The 15268-nt window shown below is 64.8% G+C and carries 15 protein-coding genes; 6 read left to right on the plus strand and 9 right to left on the minus strand.

Annotation, left to right across the window (positions count from 1 at the left end; translation table 11 throughout):
* The 7 genes from VGQ94_00950 to glgC all read right to left on the minus strand — a co-directional run.
* Window positions 1-1124: hypothetical protein (locus VGQ94_00950; GenBank protein HEV2021074.1), on the minus strand; the 1124-nt coding region annotated here is incomplete at its 3' end.
* A gap of 191 nt (window positions 1125-1315) precedes the next feature.
* On the minus strand, window positions 1316-2686 hold the full coding sequence (locus VGQ94_00955; GenBank protein ID HEV2021075.1) for a DUF4097 family beta strand repeat-containing protein: 1371 nt from the start codon (window positions 2684-2686) through the stop codon (window positions 1316-1318).
* Entirely contained in the window at window positions 2679-2921 is a 243-nt protein-coding gene (locus tag VGQ94_00960; GenBank protein HEV2021076.1) for a hypothetical protein, read from the minus strand. The genes VGQ94_00955 and VGQ94_00960 overlap by 8 nt, the downstream gene beginning before the upstream one ends.
* A gap of 57 nt (window positions 2922-2978) precedes the next feature.
* On the minus strand, window positions 2979-3605 hold the full coding sequence (locus VGQ94_00965; protein ID HEV2021077.1) for a B-box zinc finger protein: 627 nt from the start codon (window positions 3603-3605) through the stop codon (window positions 2979-2981).
* Complete coding sequence (locus VGQ94_00970) at window positions 3602-4372, minus strand: zf-HC2 domain-containing protein (protein ID HEV2021078.1); 771 nt, start codon at window positions 4370-4372, stop codon at window positions 3602-3604. Before VGQ94_00970 ends, VGQ94_00965 begins: the two co-directional genes overlap by 4 nt.
* Entirely contained in the window at window positions 4372-4971 is a 600-nt protein-coding gene (locus tag VGQ94_00975; GenBank protein ID HEV2021079.1) for a sigma-70 family RNA polymerase sigma factor, read from the minus strand. Before VGQ94_00975 ends, VGQ94_00970 begins: the two co-directional genes overlap by 1 nt.
* A 270-nt stretch (window positions 4972-5241) precedes the next feature.
* Window positions 5242-6492: a glucose-1-phosphate adenylyltransferase gene (gene glgC, locus VGQ94_00980; GenBank protein ID HEV2021080.1), complete on the minus strand. Its 1251-nt coding sequence runs from the start codon at window positions 6490-6492 to the stop codon at window positions 5242-5244.
* Between the two features lie 249 nt (window positions 6493-6741).
* Here glgC and VGQ94_00985 point away from each other — a divergent pair, with 249 nt between their 5' ends.
* Window positions 6742-8331, plus strand: a complete 1590-nt coding sequence (locus VGQ94_00985) for a methylmalonyl-CoA mutase family protein (GenBank protein HEV2021081.1) — start codon at window positions 6742-6744, stop codon at window positions 8329-8331.
* 31 nt (window positions 8332-8362) lie between these two features.
* On the opposite strand, the gene VGQ94_00990 is transcribed toward VGQ94_00985, so the two are convergent.
* Window positions 8363-8530, minus strand: coding sequence for a hypothetical protein (locus tag VGQ94_00990; protein HEV2021082.1), 168 nt, complete (start codon window positions 8528-8530; stop codon window positions 8363-8365).
* 119 nt (window positions 8531-8649) lie between these two features.
* On the opposite strand from VGQ94_00990, the gene gcvT reads away from it, so the two are divergent.
* The 5 genes from gcvT to VGQ94_01015 all read left to right on the plus strand — a co-directional run bounded on the left by gcvT (window position 8650) and on the right by VGQ94_01015 (window position 13388).
* The gene (gene gcvT / locus VGQ94_00995) at window positions 8650-9813 is read left to right on the plus strand and encodes a glycine cleavage system aminomethyltransferase GcvT (GenBank protein HEV2021083.1); all 1164 of its coding nucleotides are present in this window, start codon (window positions 8650-8652) and stop codon (window positions 9811-9813) included.
* Between the two features lie 64 nt (window positions 9814-9877).
* Window positions 9878-10261, plus strand: a complete 384-nt coding sequence (gene gcvH, locus VGQ94_01000; GenBank protein HEV2021084.1) for a glycine cleavage system protein GcvH — start codon at window positions 9878-9880, stop codon at window positions 10259-10261.
* Between the two features lie 32 nt (window positions 10262-10293).
* On the plus strand, window positions 10294-11619 hold the full coding sequence (gene gcvPA / locus VGQ94_01005) for an aminomethyl-transferring glycine dehydrogenase subunit GcvPA (protein HEV2021085.1): 1326 nt from the start codon (window positions 10294-10296) through the stop codon (window positions 11617-11619).
* Window positions 11616-13109 carry an aminomethyl-transferring glycine dehydrogenase subunit GcvPB gene (gene gcvPB / locus VGQ94_01010; protein ID HEV2021086.1) on the plus strand — a complete coding sequence of 498 codons (1494 nt, stop codon included), beginning with the start codon at window positions 11616-11618 and terminating at the stop codon, window positions 13107-13109. The genes gcvPA and gcvPB overlap by 4 nt, the downstream gene beginning before the upstream one ends.
* A 6-nt stretch (window positions 13110-13115) precedes the next feature.
* The gene (locus VGQ94_01015; GenBank protein ID HEV2021087.1) at window positions 13116-13388 is read left to right on the plus strand and encodes a hypothetical protein; all 273 of its coding nucleotides are present in this window, start codon (window positions 13116-13118) and stop codon (window positions 13386-13388) included.
* A gap of 72 nt (window positions 13389-13460) precedes the next feature.
* Here the strand turns inward: VGQ94_01015 and VGQ94_01020 are convergent, their stop codons facing one another.
* The gene (locus tag VGQ94_01020; protein HEV2021088.1) at window positions 13461-15257 is read right to left on the minus strand and encodes an acyl-CoA dehydrogenase family protein; all 1797 of its coding nucleotides are present in this window, start codon (window positions 15255-15257) and stop codon (window positions 13461-13463) included.
* Window positions 15258-15268 lie beyond the last annotated feature (11 nt).

The raw sequence follows: 15268 nt of genomic DNA on the forward strand, positions 1-15268 counted from the left end.
AACTCGCCGCGCTCGAACTTATCCCTGGTGATGGGGGTCTGAAAGGGCGCGCCGCCGCCGCCCAGCGCCGCATCCAGCGCCCAGCTCCAGTTCCCGTTGCGGATGCCCACCACGAACACCTTCTGGTCCGACTGCCGCAGGTAGGCGGCCAGGTCCTGCACGTCGCGGGCGCTGGGGGCCTGAGTATCCAGGGGCTTGGAGGTGTAACGCAGCGCCGAGTCCTTGCAGATTTTCTTCGCCTTTTCGATGAACGGCTGGTAGTCGGGCTTGTTGGGGTCGAGGATGGAGACCACCTCCCGTACGCCCGTGCTCAGGATGCTCAGGTACCATTCGTCGTCGCTGGGGAAGGGGCCCACCACGATGCGCTTGTTGTCGTAGGTGAGCAGCATGCCCCGGTCGAGCGCCGCCGGCAGCAGCGCGTTGGCGGTCTGCATCCCATCGCGCTGTCCCTCCAGCACCCACTGCCGGGCCAGGTTGGTCCGGTGTGTCCCCAGGTAGCAGTGGATGTAATAACGCTTGCCGCTGCTCTGCACCAGTTTATTGAGGTTCTCCCGTGCCTCGTGGTTGTCAGAGATCCACGGCAGCATGGGGAAGTGGTAGAGCTTGATGCCCACCTGCTGGGCGTTGGCCTCCTCGCGCGCGATTAGGACGATCTCAAAGGGGATGGTGGGGTGCAGCAGGGAGATGACTCCGTCGTATCCCTGCTCCTTCAGCTTTTGCATCTCCGCCAGCTCCGGATAGGGGCCGAAGGTGGCCTGGGCGCTCACCTGCCGCACCGAGCCCTGGCGGGACGTAATCACCTTCAGGTCGGTGTCCAGGAAGGCGAAGAACACCAGCACGGCCGCCAGCACGCTTGCGCCCGCGATCCCGTAAGCCAGTCGCGGCCGCGGCGGCTTGACGGCCAGCGCTTTCCGGTAATACAGCAGCGTCACCACCAAAGCGATGACGAACCACCCATACACGAACGGCGCCAGGGTGCGGTCGATCCCCGTCTGCGACCATCCCATCGCGTTCAGCCAGCGCTCCACAGGCACCATCAGGAACATGAGGAAGCTGCCGCCGCCGGCAAACCCGAAGCTGCCGTAAAAGACGAGCCCCAACAGCAATCTTTGCCACTTCTTCATGGATGGAGGTAGGGGCTTGGGCACGTTAAATTAAAGGGGGTGCACTACTACTATCACATTTTCCACCCGCTACCAAGGCGTCCTCTCGGCCCGACCCTGACGGGCATCCCCCGGGGAACGGGGGGAGGGCAGCCCCAAAATAAACGGCCCAGCGCATGCGCCGGGCCGGGCAGCAGAGGGAACTGCCGAACTCATCCTGTCTTGCGGATATTGATGTCGCCGTGGGAATTGGTGAGCCGCAGGGCCGGCCCTCCCGCGCCCACCGCTCCGGTGGCCTTGGACTCGCGATCCGAGTTTTCCACCTTCAGCTCGCCGAAATCCGACTGGATGTCCCCGTGGTCGGTGCGCGCGGTCATCTGGAAGTTGGCTTTGGCAGGCAGCTCCACGCTGATGTGGCCGTGGTCGTTGACGATTTCCACCGCGCCCGTGGGCGGCTTGTCAGAAGTCAGCTCCACGTCGGCGTGGTTGCTATCCACCTTGATGTCGCCATTCATGTCTTCCAGGTGGATGTCCTTGGAGCGGGTCACGATGCGGAACGGTCCGGTCACGCCCCGCGCCCGCAGGTCGCCGATCTCCATGGTCATGTCGCCGTCCAGCCGCCCCATCTCCAGGTCGGTGCGCGAGGACTTGAAGCGCACCCCCTTGCCCACCTTGGCCAGGCTCATGGTGCCGAAGAAGTCGCCGTGCAGGTTCACCGCGCCGCCAATCTCGGACAGGTTGGAGTCGTGGATCCAGCCTTCCACGTCCACGTCGCCGGTCACCTTGCGGGCCCGGATGGAGCCCCGCCGCAGGTGGATCTCCGCGTTCCCGGTCACGTCGTCCATCGAGACGTCGCCGCGCGAGGTGTGCGCCTTCACGTTGCCTTCGCGCCCCTCCACTTCCACGTTGCCCCGCAAGGTCATCAGGTCGGCCACGGCCTTCCTGGGGACCTGGATCTCCAGGTCCATGGCGCTGCCCCGGCTGTAGTTGGCGATGCTGATGGCCACCTCGCTGCCCGAGACGTTGATCACCGGCTGCATGCTGCTATTGGTCCGGTCGGCCTCGCTCTGCGAGCCCGCCAGCACCGTCTTGCGCACCGTCACGTGCAGCTTGTCGTCCGTCCCCGCCCGCAGCTTGATGTCGCCGCGGTCCAGCGAGACCCGCAGGCTGCCGCCGGCCGGGAAGGCCTGGTCCAGTTGCTGGTTATAGGTGTAGCGCGTGCCGAAGAGGATGGGGAAGTCGTCTCCCAGGTCCATTTCGTCGCCCAGCGATCCCCAGTTCACGCGCGAGGCCTGGCTCGCCATCATCCCGAACAGGATCACAAACACCAGGAGAACGATCCCGCCTCCGCCGATCCCCGGCGCCGGACGTCCTTCGCTGCGCGCCTGGTAGTACTCCACCAGCTTCACCACTCCCCACAGGATGATGAACAGCGGCCAGTAGCGCGCGAACCACCAGCCCACGTTGCCCCAGCTCCAGAAGCCGGCGTTGATCAGGAGAAAGGCCACCCCCAGTCCGATGAGAATGATGGGGCCGAAATAGGAGCGGGGACGCGGGGTCTGAGTTTGAGTTCCGTTAGTCATGACTTGGGTCCTTTGGTGTTTCTGGGACGCTGGGCGGCGCGGGAAGGCCCGCAGCCGGAGCGCCCGGTGAGATGTGTCCGGCCGTGGAGCCGCTCGAACGCAGGAAGAGCAGCACTCCGATGACGATCAGGATTACCGGGAAGGTGTTGTGGAACCGGATGTGCGCCATGGTGGAGAGCAGGAACAGGACTCCCAGGGTGATGAGCATGGCGGCGCCCATCAGGTCCCACGCCAAGCAGCGCTGGCACCTGCAAGCCCGGTTTCTGACGTAGTTCTCCAAAGCAGTTCCTCCCTATCGGCCCGCGGCCGAGCGGCGCATGTACATGCGGATGCCCAGCGCGATCAGGATCAGCGGCCACAGCTTTCCGATCCAATTCCAGTGGAACAGGCCCGCGTTGCTCAGCAGGAAGAGCACACCCAGCCCGATCAGCACGATGGCTCCCGTGGGCACGTGGGAGAAGCTGCCCGCCGACTCGCCCGGGCCCCACAACCCCCGGCTCAGCCCCAGCGGATCGTCCGGCACCGGCTGGCCCAGGAGCCGCGCCTTAGCTGTCCTGTAGGCGTCGAACACCTGATAGAAGAAGAAGAACATGATCAGGATTCCCCACAGCGGTTCGTACTGTCCGGAATCCGCCAGCGTCACCAGCACCGCGAAGATGACCACGTGCACCAAGCCCTTGCCGAACTGGCCGTTGTACATCGCGCCCACGCCCGGGATGAGGCCAAGAAGCGCCGCCAGCACTGGGTTGCCGGCCCCCGGCGCGCCCACTCCCGGCGCCGTGCCCGCCAGCCGCGCCGCGATGCACTCCTCGCAGTAGATCACCCCGCGCACGTCGCGCTTGCACTCCTCGCACAGCGACTTGCCGCAGGTCCGGCAGAAGGCGGTGCCGGCCACTTCAGGATGGATTGCGCAATTCATGCTTTGCTCCTGGCATTGCTCTCCAAAGTTGCTCCCCGAATCCCTTGCCGTACCCGCGCCGAAGCCAGCACCAGCTCCCGGCTCTCCCGGCTGTACTGCTTATCCTTCTCCGGGTCGGGCTGGCCGCTGGTGTCGTTGTTCTTCTTGTCGTCTTTCTTGGGGGCGGAGGGCTGGGCCTGGGGCTCGGGCCGCGCCGCGTCCTTCAGCTGCTGCATCCGCGTCTGAATCTCATACACCAGCCGGATATTCTCGTAGTACTTCACTACCTTGGAGCTGGTCTCGTTGTAGTTGCGCACCGCGCTGCTCTGCAGGGCGCTGGGGCGCAGGTCCAGGTGCCGCAGGTCGCTCAGCTTTACCCCGGTCACCTGCATCATCAGGGAGACGGAGAAGAAAGCCATGGCCGCCGACATCGCGAACCGCGGCTGTCGCACCGCCGCATACAGCGGGAACAACGCCGGCTTCAGCCATCCCCGCGTCCAGCCCCGGCCGGGCTCGCCCGGCGCGCTGGCCTCGGCTTCCGCCTCCTGCCCGCTGGTCGCGATCAGGATGTTGTGCACCAGGTTCCGCGGCGGCTCCACCTCTTCCAGGGACTTCATCCAGCTCAGGCCGGCGGCTGCGTCCGCATACAGCGGACCGCAGTCGGAGCACGCCGTCCGGTGCTGCTCGAAGCGCTCGCGCTCTCCGCCCGCCAGGGCGCCATCCAGCGCCTCCGCCAGCAGGGCTTCGAACTCCGCGCAGTTCATCCGGGTTGTGCCTTCGCCCGCCATCAGTTCACCTGCCTATGAATACGTGCCAGCAGGCGCGCCAGTTCCGTACGCCCACGGTTAATCCTCGATTTCACCGTTCCCTCCGGGACATTGAGCGCCTGCGCGATCTCCTTGTAGTCCATATCCTGCAGGTCCCGCAGGATGACCGCCTCCCGCAGCTCCGGCGAAAGTTTCCCCAGCGCCTGCTGCACCATCTCCTGGGTCTCGCGCCGTCCCACATGGCGGTCGGGCGACACCCCGCCGTCGGCCAGCTTCTCCGCCAGGCTCAAGCCCTCTTCTTCCGGCCCCGACCCCGCGTCCAGCGACTCCGTCACGCGATCCATCTTGCGCTTGCGGAAGTTGTCCACCAGAAGGTTGCGGGTCACCGTGGTCACCCAGGTGGTGAAGGCGCCGCGCTGCACGTCGTAGCTGTTGAGGGTGCGATACATCTTGATGAAGACTTCCTGGGTCAGGTCCTCGGCTTCATCGCGGGAGCCGGTGAAGCGGTAGCACAGGTTGAAGATGCGCCGGTTGTGCTGCTCGACGAGCCTCTCCCACGCCGCGGCGTCGCCCGCCAGGCAGCGACGGAGCAAGGCAACTACGGCCTGAGCATCGTCCAACCCGCACTCCTATGCGCTCCCGGGTCAAATTCCTACAGCCATAAGATACGGAATTTGGAAGCCAAAAGTTCGCCGAAATCCATGAGCCGGGGCATTGTAGCAAAGAGGGGGAAAGCCCGGTGTCTGAGACGAACGAAAAGGGAAGATAGGCCGTCTCCCCCCCCGGCTATTCCGACGTGAAGTTGAGGCGCTTTGCGAGCGTGAGCGAGGCACCAGCCGAGCGGGAGCTCGCAGCCGAAATCCTGAGCGAGCGGAGCGAGTCGAAGGATCCTACTCGGACGTGAAGTAATCCGCGGTCACCGGGCTCTCGAACAGGGAGTAGTCGCGGGTGACCACGGTGATGCCGCTCTCGGTGACAAAATACCTCTGCTTGTCGGCGGCGGTGTCGTAGCCGATCTCGGTGCCCTCGGGGACCTCCACGTCGCGGTCGAGGATGGCGCTGCGGATGCGGCAGTGCCGCCCCACCCGGACGTGCGAAAACAGGATGCTGCCCTCCACCTCGCTGTGGGAGCTTACGCGCACGTCGGGGGAGAGCACGCTGTTGCGCACCGTCCCGCCCGAAAGGATGCAGCCCATGGAGACGATGGAATCCACCGCCGTCCCCAGCCGCCCCGGGTCGCCGAAGACGAACTTGGCCGGCGGATACTGCCGCTGGAAGGTGCGGATGGGCCAGTCCTTGTCGTAGAGGTTGAACACCGGCGACACCGCCACCAGGTCCATATTGGCCTCGTAGTAGGCCTCCAGAGTCCCTACGTCGCGCCAGTAGAGCGCCTCCGTCTTGTTCTCGTCCACGAAGTTGAAGGAGTGGACGCGGTACTCCGCCACCATCTTGGGCAGGATGTCATGCCCGAAGTCGTGCGTGGAGTTGGGGTCTTCGGCGTCCTTCAGCAGGACGGCCAGCAGCACCTCGGTGTTGAACAGGTACACGCCCATCGACGCCGAGATCATGCGCGGGTTGTAGGGCGAGCGGATCTCGGTCGACTCCGGCTTCTCCACAAATCCGACGATGCGTCCCTCGCGGTCGATGTCCACCACGCCCAGCCGCGAGCACTCGCAGGGATCCGCCAGCAGGGTGGCCAGGGTGACGTCGGCGCGCGCCTCCTCATGCTGCTGCAACATGCGCTCGTAGTTCATCTTGTAGATGTGGTCGCCGGAGAGGATCAGCACCCGCTTGGGCTGCTCCGCGCCGATGGAGTAGATGTTCTGGTACACCGCGTCCGCCGTCCCCAGGTACCAGTTCTCGCTCACCCGTTTCATGGGCGGCAGGATCTCGATGAACTCTCCCAGGTCGCGGGCCACGATGTTCCAGCCCTCGCGGATGTGCCGGTTGAGCGAGAGCGCCTTGTACTGGGTGAGGATGTACACCTTGCGCAGGTCGCTGTTGATGCAGTTGGAGAGCGTGACGTCGATGATGCGGTAGATGCCGCCAAAGGTCACCGCCGGCTTGGCGCGGTCCCGCGTCAGCGGATACAGCCGCTCCCCCGCGCCCCCCGCCAACAGCACTCCCAGTGTGTCTTTCATGGTGAAAGGACGATGGTAGCACAGCGAAAACCGCGCTCCGGGGCTAGAGCCCAGATGTGTTATAGGCCTGCATTCACTGGGCTAAAGCCCAGTGCTCCCACCACAAGAGGCACGACGTGATGCTGCCCATGAGTCTCGGAGAATCCAGTGGTGCGAGCACCGGCAGTGGTGGGAGCACCGGCCTTTAGGCCGGTGATTCAAGCGGCACTGAAATCTGGGGCTTTAGCCCCGGCTGCTACAATTCCGACCGTGAAGAAAACCGTGGAGAAGCCGCCCGCCCGCGAGAAGAAGCCCGCCGGGATGCGTCCCCTCTACACCCCCGCTGACCTGAAAGGGAACGACCCCGGCTATCCCGGCGACTATCCCTACACCCGCGGCATCCAGCCCACCGCCTACCGCGGACGCCTCTGGACCATGCGCCAGTACGCCGGCATGGGCGACGCCGAGGAATCCAACAAGCGCTACCGCTACCTGCTTGCCCACGGCACCACCGGCCTCTCTGTCGCTTTCGACCTGCCCACGCAGATGGGCATGGACTCCGACCACGCGCTGGCCGCGGGCGAAGTCGGCAAAGTCGGCGTGGCCATTGATTCCATCGAGGATATGGAGCGGCTATTTGAGGGCATCGACCTGACCAAGGTCTCCACCTCGATGACCATCAACTCCACCGCGTCGATCCTGCTGGCGCTCTACGTGACCGTCGCCAAGCGCGCGGGCGTGGACATCCGCAAACTCTCCGGCACGGTCCAGAACGACGTCCTCAAGGAGTACATCGCCCGCGGGACTTACATCTATCCGCCCCAGCAAGCGCTGCGCGTCATCACCGACATGTTCGCCTGGGCTCTGCGCGAGCTGCCCGAGTGGAACACAATCTCCATCTCCGGCTACCACATGCGCGAAGCCGGCTCGACCGCGGTGCAGGAAGTGGCTTTCACCCTGGCCAACGGCGTCACCTACGTCCGGGCCGCGCTCGACGCCGGCCTCGACGTGGACGACTTTGCCCCTCGGCTCTCCTTTTTCTTCAACGCCCACAACAATTTTCTCGAGGAAGTGGCCAAATTCCGTGCCGCGCGCCGCATGTGGGCGCGCATCATGCGCGAAGACTTCCACGCCAAAAACCCGCGCTCCTGGATGTTGCGTTTTCACACCCAGACCGCCGGCTCCACCCTGACCGCGCAGCAGCCGGAGATCAATATCGTCCGCACCACGTTGCAGGCGCTGGCCGCCGTCCTGGGCGGGACGCAGTCGCTGCACACCAACAGCTTCGACGAGGCCCTGGCCCTGCCCACCGAGGAAGCCGCGCGCATCGCCCTGCGCAGCCAGCAGATCCTCGCCTACGAATCCGGAGTGCCCAACACCGTGGACCCGCTGGCCGGCTCCTACGCCATCGAGTCGCTCACCAACCAGATCGAGGCCGCCGCCCAAGCCTATCTCGAGAAGATCGCCGCCCTGGGCGGCATGCTCACGGCCATCGAGCGCGGCTACGTCCAACAGGAGATCCAGAACGCCGCCTACGAACAGCAGCGCACCATTGATAGTGAGCAGTCCGTGGTCGTGGGCGTGAACCGCTTCCAGATGGAAGAAGAGAGATCGGTGCCCATCCAGCGAATCGATGAGCAACTAGGACGCAACCAGGTGGAACGGCTGCGCGCCCTGCGCGCTCGCCGCGACCAGAAGACATGGAAGGCTACGCTCCAGGCCGTCGAGGCCGCCGCCCGCTCTGGCGACAACCTGATGCCGCGCATCTTGAGCGCGGTCGAGGACTACGCCACCGTCGGCGAGATCTCAGACGCCATGCGCAAGGTCTTCGGCGAATACAAGGAAGCAGTGGTGATCTAGAGGTAGAGGCCAGCCTGCTACGTCGGCGTCTTCAGTTCTGCGCCTGCAGGTCGCAGGCCTCGCGGCAGTCGATGCAATACCACAGGCCGTCGTTGCACAGGCGGACATTGTTTCCCCCGTGGCACAGGCCGCAGTACTTGTCGCAGATGCACTTGGCCTCTTCCAGGTCGCAGACGCTGCAATGGAACGGTTGCGCCATAGAGGAAGCACTGTAGCGCGTTTTTTCGGTTCTGAAAAGAGGCTGCCGTTGACCCCTAGAAAAAGCGCGTGATAACGTAGCGGGTTCGTTCATCCCACGCCCGCCTAAGGAAACCTTTCTTGTCCACATCGCTGGAGGCCGCCGGCACGCTGCGCAAGACGGCGCTCAACTCCGTCCATCGCCAGATGGGCGCCAAGATGGTGGACTTCGGCGGCTGGGACATGCCCGTGGAATACCCCGCCGGCTTTGGCGAACGCCCCGGCGGCCTCATCCAGGAGCACCTCGCGGTCCGCACCGCCGTGGGCCTCTTCGACGTCAGCCACATGGGCGACATCGGCATGGAAGGCCCGCAGGCGCTGGCCGCGGTCCAGCACATCACCATGAACGACGCCTCGCGCCTCGCCTTAGGACAGGCGCAGTACTCCGCCATGCTCTACCCTCCGGGCACCTTCGTGGACGACGTCATCGTCCACCGCATGGACGAGAACAGCTATCTGCTGGTCATCAACGCCGGCACCCGGGAGAAGGACTACAACTGGGCGCGCGAGAACGCCCGCAACTTCGAGTGCCAGGTGGAGGACGCCGGCGACAACTTCACCCAGCTCGCCATCCAGGGACCGCGCGCCGCCGAACTGCTGCAGCAGCTCACCGACGCCGATCTCTCGAAAGTGAAGAACTACTGGTTCACCCACGGCACCGTATGCCGCCTGAAGGAGACCCTGATCGCCCGCACCGGCTACACCGGCGAGGACGGTTTCGAGATCTACATCCCCTCCGACCCCGCCATCAGCCGCCGCGTCTGGTTCGACATCCTGGAGACGGGAAAGGAAATGGGCATCCTGCCCTGCGGCCTGGGTGCGCGCAACACCCTGCGTCTGGAGTCGAAGATGGCGCTCTACGGCCACGAGATCTCGGACGACATCACTGTCTGGGAAGCCGGCCTGGACCGCTTCTGCCGGCTCACGCCGGAGAAGGGTAGCTTCATCGGCCGCGCGGCGCTCGAGCACCAGAAGGCCGAAGGCATCACCCGCACGCTGGTCGGCCTGGAGATGACCGGCCGCGGCATCGCCCGCGACGGCTATAAGGTGGTGGACAAGTCCGGCGCCGCCATCGGCGTGGTCTCCAGCGGTTCCTACGCGCCCTTTCTCAAGAAGAACATCGCCCTCGCCTACGTGCCGCCCGCGCAGTCTGCCATCGGCGGCACGGTTTCGGTCGAGATCCGCGGGCAGCCCGTCGAGGCCCGCATCGTTCCAACGCCGTTCTACAAGCGCCCCAAGGTCTAGGTTTTTCCGTCACTGAGAACCGAGAACTGAGAACCGAGAACTGGGGTTCGAGAACTGAGGCCCAATGACCTATCCCGCGAACTTGAAGTACACGAAGGAACACGAGTGGATCAGTCTCGAGACCGGCCAGGTGGGCATCACCGACCATGCCCAGGAGTCGCTCGGCGACATCGTCTTCGTCGAGCTGCCTAAGCTCGGCGCCGAGGTCGTTGCCGGCAAGAGCTTCGGAACCGTGGAGTCGGTGAAGGCGGTCTCTGACCTCTTCGCCCCCGTCTCCGGCACGGTGACCGCGATCAACGACTCGCTGGCCACCGCTCCCGAGCAGGTCAACAAGGATCCCCACGGTGCCTGGATGATCACCTTGAAGGTCAAGGACCCGAACGAGGCCGCGAAGCTGCTCTCCGCCGCCGACTACGAGAAGTTTGTGGCGGAAGAGGCGGGACACTAGTTCAACAATTCAACGAATCTCACATCAACCTCATGCGATACCTTCCCAAGTCCCCGACGGACCGCCAGCAGATGCTGCGCGAGATCGGCGCCGCGTCCATCGATGGCCTCTTCTCCACCATCCCGGCCGAATACCGCCTGAGCCGCGACCTGAAGGTCCCGCGGCAGATGGCGGAGTCGGAGGTCGTGGACTACTTCCGCCAACGCGCCGCTGAGAATGCCACCGGCTACGCGCTCTTCCTGGGCGCCGGCGCCTACCATCACTACCGCCCGGTGCTCATCGATGCGCTCATCTCTCGCGGCGAGTTCTTCACCGCCTACACCCCCTATCAGGCGGAGATCGCCCAAGGCACGCTCCAGGCCATCTTCGAATTCCAGTCCATGATCTGCGAGCTCACCGGCATGGAGGTGGCCAACGCCTCCATGTACGACGGCTCCACCGCCGTCCCTGAATCCGTGATGATGGCCGCGCGCATCACCGGACGCTCCGCCGCTGTCGTCGCCCGCAGCGTCCATCCCGAGCACCGCGAGGTGCTGGCCACCTACGCCAAGCATCAGGGCTTGCCCGTCGCCACCGCCGGCTTCACCGAGAACGGGCGCGTGGACCTGGCGGCGATGGAGAAAGCCGTCACCGACCAAACCGCCTGCGTGGTTATCCAGTCGCCAAACTTCTTCGGAACCATCGAAGACGTCGCCGCCGTCGCCGAGCTGGCCCACCGCAAGGGCGCGCTGCTCGTCGTCTCGATTTCTGAGGCGCTCTCGCTGGGCGCGGTGAAGCCACCGGTCGAAGCCGATATCGTCATCATGGAGGCGCAGTCCTTCGGCGTCCCGCTGGGCTTTGGCGGGCCTTACGTGGGCGTGCTCGCCACCCGCGACAAGTTCGTGCGCCAGATGCCCGGGCGCCTGGTGGGCGAGACCCGCGACCGCCACGGCAAGCGCGGCTTCTGCCTCACCCTCTCTACCCGCGAGCAGCACATCCGCCGCGAGAAGGCGACCTCGAACATCTGCACCAACCAGGGCCTGGTCGCCCTCATGGCCACCATCTATATGACCGTCTATGGGCGCGAAGGGCTGAAGGAGCTGGCGCGCCACAATCTGGCCAAGGCCGCCTATGCTTCTGGCGAGTTCGCGAAGAAAGCGAAAGTGCTCTTCGCCGGTGCGCCGCGCTTCAATGAGTTCGTGGTCCAGACCGCGGAAGACCCCTACACCATTAACCAGCGGCTGCTGGAGCAAAAGATCATCGGCGGCTTCCCGCTGAAGAAGTTTTACCCGGAGCTGAGCAACGCCGCTCTGTGGTGCTGTACCGAGCTGAGTACGAAAGCGGCGATTGATGCCGCGGTTCAGGCGGTGTCGAAATGAGCGTCAGCAAGGCAGCCTCCCGCCACGTCAACCGCGACGAAGGTCTTATTTTCGAGAAGTCCTCGCCCGGCAAGGCAGCGTGGAAGCTGCCGCCCCTCGACGTCCCCGAAGTGGACGCCGCCAAAACCCTGGGCACGGCCGCGCGTTCCGACCTCGGCCACATGCCCGAGGTCTCGGAGATCGAGATCATCCGCCACTTCACCCGCCTCTCCACCTGGAACTACGGCGTGGACACGGGCATGTACCCGCTGGGCTCTTGCACCATGAAGTACAACGCGCGCGTGAACGAGGTCGCCGCCCGCCTCGACGGACTAGCCAACGCCCATCCCTACCAGCCCGAGCGCGCCTCGCAGGGCGCGCTACGCATCCTGAAGACGCTCTCCGAGTGCCTGCTGGAGATCACCGGCATGGACGCCATCACGCTGCAGCCCGCCGCCGGCGCCCACGGCGAGATGACCGGCATCCTGCTCATCCGCGCCTATCTGGAATCGAAAGGGAACCCGCGCAAGAAGATCCTGATCCCCGACTCCGCCCACGGCACCAACCCCGCCACCGCCGCCATCTGCGGATACGCGGTCGAGAACCTAAAATCGAACGCCGCCGGCATGGTGGACGTCCCTTCGCTCGCCGCGCAGATGAACGAAGACGTTGCCGGCCTCATGCTCACCAATCCCAACACCCTGGGCGTCTTCGAGCAGGAGATCCACAAGATCGCCAAGCTGCTGCACGCTAAGGGCGGCCTGCTCTACATGGACGGCGCCAACATGAACGCCCTGGTGGGCAAGGCCCGCCCCGGCGACTTCGACGTGGACGTCATGCACCTCAACCTGCACAAGACCTTCTCCACGCCCCACGGCGGCGGCGGCCCCGGCTCCGGCCCCGTGGCCTGCAAAAAATCGCTCGAGCCCTTCCTGCCCGTACCGGTCATCGTCACCAAACCCGATGGCGCGCTGGGCTTCGACTACGACCGCCCCCAGGCCATCGGCCGCGTGCGCATGTTCTACGGCAACTTCGGCATGCACGTGCGCGCCCTCGCCTACATCCTGGCCAACGGCCCCGACGGCCTGCGCCAGACCACCGAAGACGCCGTCCTCAACGCCAACTACATCCGCGCCAAGCTGAGCGGCGCCTACGACCTCCCGTACGCGACGCCCACCATGCATGAGGTCGTCTTCAGCGACAAGCTGCAGGCCAAGTTCGGCGTCAAGACTGGCGACATCGCCAAGCGGCTCATTGATTATGGCTTCCACCCCTACACCGTGTCCTTCCCGCTCATCGTTCACGGCGCGCTGATGATCGAGCCCACGGAGAGCGAATCGAAGGAAGAGCTCGACCTGTTCGTCGAAGCCATGCTCGCCATCGCAGAAGAGGCGGAGAAAGATCCGCAGGTGATCCTCGAGGCCCCGCACTCCACCCGCCTCTCCCGCCTCGACGAAGTCCAGGCCGCCCGCAAGCCCGTGCTGCGCTGGAAGCCGCCAGCCAAAGAGTGAGGCCCGATGTCGGTTTTTGAAGACAAGAAGGAAGAGCTGGAGAAGTACGAGTTCATGATGGGCGTGCCGCGCGGGCGCCTGGCCGTGACCCTCGACCTGCTCACCGACGCCCTCACGCTCGCCGGCCAGCACGGCGTCTACTGCCAGAGCCAGCGCTATCCCGGCCGCCCGGTCATGGACGTCGAGCTGATCATGAAGTCCCTCACCGACGCCAAGGAACTAATCAGCACTGTGATGGAAGAACTGCGGAAGGCGCGCGAGGCGGAAACCAAAAACTAACCGCGGATTCTCGCGGATAAACGCGGATTAAGGTCTTGACCTTTCTCAATCCGCGTCCATCCGCGGTAGGAACTACACAACGTACTTTCCCGCCTCCAGCACCCGCTTCGCGATCTGCTGCCTGAGCACGATGGCATTCACCGGCTCATGCTTGCCCAGGCGGCGCAGGATGGCGAGCTGCGTGCGCAGCATGTCGCCCTCGGCCACCGCCACGATGACCTTCTTCGCCGCTGACTCGATCCGTTCCATCGCTCCCGCCGCGTACACCTGCGTCATCTGCACCGCCAGCGCAGCCGCAGCCTCGCCCTGGTTCGCGACGAGCTTGCGCGCGCGCAGCACGCACGAATCCATCGCATAGGTCTCGGTGACGATGTCGGCCAGCGCGGCCATGATCTCCTGCTGGTCGGCCAGCCCCATCATGTACTTTTGCGACGCCGAGCCCGAGGCGAACAGCGCGATCTTCTTCGCGCTGGTCACCAGCGCCCGCTCCGCCGCCAGCGCTCCTTCGAGCGCCTCCGACGCGCCCGGCCCCGCCAACACCTCGTCCATGATCTTCTGGATGGCGGGCATGAGCGCCAGTTGTCCCGACATGGCCCGCTTCAGCAGCCAGCCGGTGATGATCATGCGGTTGATCTCGTTCGTGCCCTCGAAGATGCGGTTCACGCGCGAGTCGCGATACGCCCGCTCCGCCGGGTACTCCTCCACGAAGCCGTACCCGCCGTAGATCTGCACCACCTCGTCCACCGCGCGGCTCAGCATCTCCGAGCCCCAGACTTTCAGGATCGAGCACTCGACCGCGAACTCCTCGATGCCCTTGCGCAGCTCGCGCGGCGCCTCCGGGCTGTTCTTGTCGATGGAGGAAAGAGCCGCATCCATCAGCCCCACCGTGCGATACACCATGGACTCGCCAGCGTAGATTCCCACCGCCATCTCCGCGATCTTCTCCTGGATCAGCCCGAACTCGGCGATGCTCTTGCCGAACGCCTTGCGCTGCTTGGCGTAGCCGATCGCGTTCTGGATGGCGGTGCGGGCCCCGCCCACGCAGCCCGCGCCCAGCTTGAAGCGCCCGATGTTAAGCGTGTTGAAGGCGATGACGTGTCCCTTGCCGATCTCGCCCAGCAGGTTCTCCACCGGCACCTTGCAGTCGTTGAGGATGATGGGCGTAGTCGAAGAGCCGCGGATGCCCATCTTCTTCTCCTCCGCGCCCGCGGAGAAGCCGGGGAAGGTGCGCTCCACGATGAACGCCGAAAACTTCTCGCCGTCCACTTTGGCGAAGACGATGAAGAGGTCGGCAAAACCGCCGTTGGTGATCCACATCTTCTCGCCGTTCAGGATGTAGTGCTTGCCGTCTTTGGAAAGCTCGGCGCGGGCGCGGCAGTTCAAGGCGTCCGACCCCGAGGACGATTCCGAAAGCGCATACGCTCCGATCATCTCCGACGACGCCAGCTTGGGCAGGTACTGTTTCTTCTGTTCCGCGGTGCCGAAGTACACGATGGGCAGCGTGCCGATGCCCACGTGCGCGCCAAAGCTCACCATGAAGCTGCCATTCTTGGCCATGCGGTCGGCGATGATGCACGACGACACCTTGTCCATGTCCGCGCCGCCGTACTGCTCGGGCACGTCCACGTTAGCCAGGCCCAGCTCGCTCGCCTTCTTCATCAGCGCGCGCGTCACCGCCCAGTCCTTGTGCTCGATCTTTTCCGCGTTGGGCAGGATCTCGTTCACGGCAAACTCCTCCGCCGTCTGCGCGATCTGCCGGTGTTCCTCACTGAAGTCTTCGGGAGTGAACACCTCGTCGAGCCCGCGCTCCTCGATCAGGAAGCTGCCGCCCGTGATCTTCGTCTTGGGTGCTGCCGTCGCCGTCGCCATAGAACTCCCCT

Source organism: Terriglobales bacterium (genome assembly GCA_035937135.1).
In the GTDB taxonomy this organism is placed as follows: Bacteria; Acidobacteriota; Terriglobia; order Terriglobales; family Acidobacteriaceae; genus DASYVL01.

Coding starts and splice junctions, on each gene's coding strand:
- VGQ94_00955 (HEV2021075.1), bottom strand. CDS start 2,686: ATGACTAACGGAACTCAAACTCAGACCCCGCGTCCCCGCTCCTATTTC.
- VGQ94_00965 (HEV2021077.1), bottom strand. CDS start 3,605: ATGAATTGCGCAATCCATCCTGAAGTGGCCGGCACCGCCTTCTGCCGG.
- VGQ94_00970 (HEV2021078.1), bottom strand. CDS start 4,372: ATGGCGGGCGAAGGCACAACCCGGATGAACTGCGCGGAGTTCGAAGCC.
- glgC (HEV2021080.1), bottom strand. CDS start 6,492: ATGAAAGACACACTGGGAGTGCTGTTGGCGGGGGGCGCGGGGGAGCGG.
- VGQ94_00990 (HEV2021082.1), bottom strand. CDS start 8,530: ATGGCGCAACCGTTCCATTGCAGCGTCTGCGACCTGGAAGAGGCCAAG.
- gcvH (HEV2021084.1), top strand. CDS start 9,878: ATGACCTATCCCGCGAACTTGAAGTACACGAAGGAACACGAGTGGATC.
- gcvPA (HEV2021085.1), top strand. CDS start 10,294: ATGCGATACCTTCCCAAGTCCCCGACGGACCGCCAGCAGATGCTGCGC.
- gcvPB (HEV2021086.1), top strand. CDS start 11,616: ATGAGCGTCAGCAAGGCAGCCTCCCGCCACGTCAACCGCGACGAAGGT.
- VGQ94_01015 (HEV2021087.1), top strand. CDS start 13,116: ATGTCGGTTTTTGAAGACAAGAAGGAAGAGCTGGAGAAGTACGAGTTC.
- VGQ94_01020 (HEV2021088.1), bottom strand. CDS start 15,257: ATGGCGACGGCGACGGCAGCACCCAAGACGAAGATCACGGGCGGCAGC.